This window comes from Micromonospora sp. DT44 (genome assembly GCF_049841635.1).
GTDB lineage: Bacteria > Actinomycetota > Actinomycetes > Mycobacteriales > Micromonosporaceae > Micromonospora.
The window spans coordinates 1-1,330 of sequence record NZ_JBNCKS010000134.1 but is presented as its reverse complement, the minus strand read 5'-3'; the positions used below and the strand labels follow the sequence as shown (position 1 = coordinate 1,330).

Here is a 1,330-nt window from a genome sequence, read left to right as displayed (position 1 = left end):
CTGAGTTTCCCCCGCTTTGATGGAGCGGTGGTTACCTGCTGCCGGCTGGCGCAGGGGTGGCGATAGGTGGTTCGGCTGGTTCCGTCTGGCTGTGCCAGGCGGTCTCGTATTCGTTCGGGCTGAGGTAGCCCAACTCTTTTTGGATGCGGCGGGTGTTGTACCAGCCGTCGATGTAGGCGAAGATCGCGTTCTCGGCCTCGTCGCGGGTCCGCCAGGACGTGCGGTAAACGAGTTCGATCTTCAGGGTGGACCAGAAGTTCTCCATCAGGGCGTTGTCGTAGCTGTCGCCGACGGAGCCCATCGATGGCAGGATCCCGTTGTCCTGCAAGCGTTCCGCGAAGCGGAACGACGTGTAGTTCGACCCGCGGTCGCTGTGGTGAATTAACTGGCCGTCGCGGACATCCCGGGACCAGATGCCGTATTCGAGGGCGGCGAGGATCAGGTCGGTGTCGCAGCGGTCGGAGGTTTTCCACCCGACGATCCGGCGGGAGAACACGTCGCGGACCGCTGCGAGCCAGAACACGCCCTCACCGCACGGAATGCGGGTGGCATCGGCGACCCAGAGCCGGTTCGGCCCGTCGGCGGTGAACTGCCGGTTGACCAGATCCGGCGCCGGCGTGTGCCGGGGATCCTGCTTCGTGGAGCCGCCGCGCCAGCCTCGACGCAGGAACGCGCCCTGCCAGCCCTGCTGCGCCATCAACCGCTCGACGCGTTTGCGGCCCACGTAGATGCCGTCGCGGCGTAGCTGCCGGTGGACCCGGTCCGCGCCGTAGGTACGCCCGGAGGTCTCCCAGATCTCGTGGATGTTGGAGATCAGCCCCAGGTCGACCACGTCGCGGTCGCAGGGCTGCTCAGCCTGCTTGACCCACGCGTAGTAGGTCGAAGCGCCGATGTTCAGGACCCGTAGCAGGAGCGCGACCGCGAACTGGTCACGGTGTTCGTGGATGAACCTCATGACCGTCGCCGGGTCGGGTCGAGCTCCGCCGCGAAATACGCGCTCGCAGCCTTCAAGATCTCGTTCGCCCGCCGCAACTCGGCGACTTCCCTGCGCAGCCGGCGGTTTTCCTCGGCCATCTCGCTGGTCGGCCGGTCGATGCGCTCACCCGTGTCGGCCTCGGCCTGACGGATCCAGTTCCTGAGCGCCTCGTGATGCACGCCGAGCTGCTCGGCCAGGCGCCGGATCACCGGCTTCGGATCCGACTCGCGGTACAAGCGCACAGCGCGCTGACGTAGCTCGTCGGGGTACTTCTTCGGTGCTGCCACGGACGACTTCCTCCCCCACGGCCATCAGACCATGGTCAAGAAGCTCCATGAAAGCGGGGGTATCTCA

2 protein-coding genes are annotated in these 1,330 nt (G+C 66.2%); both read right to left on the bottom strand.

Going from position 1 to position 1,330, the window contains the following annotated elements; all coding sequences use genetic code 11:
- Positions 1 to 31: 31 nt before the first annotated feature.
- Positions 32 to 955, bottom strand: coding sequence for an IS3 family transposase (locus ACLQ25_RS32615; protein ID WP_425734573.1), 924 nt, complete (start codon positions 953 to 955; stop codon positions 32 to 34).
- The gene (locus ACLQ25_RS32610; protein WP_425734572.1) at positions 952 to 1,263 is read right to left on the bottom strand and encodes a transposase; all 312 of its coding nucleotides are present in this window, start codon (positions 1,261 to 1,263) and stop codon (positions 952 to 954) included. Before ACLQ25_RS32610 ends, ACLQ25_RS32615 begins: the two co-directional genes overlap by 4 nt.
- Between the last annotated feature and the right edge of the window lie 67 nt (positions 1,264 to 1,330).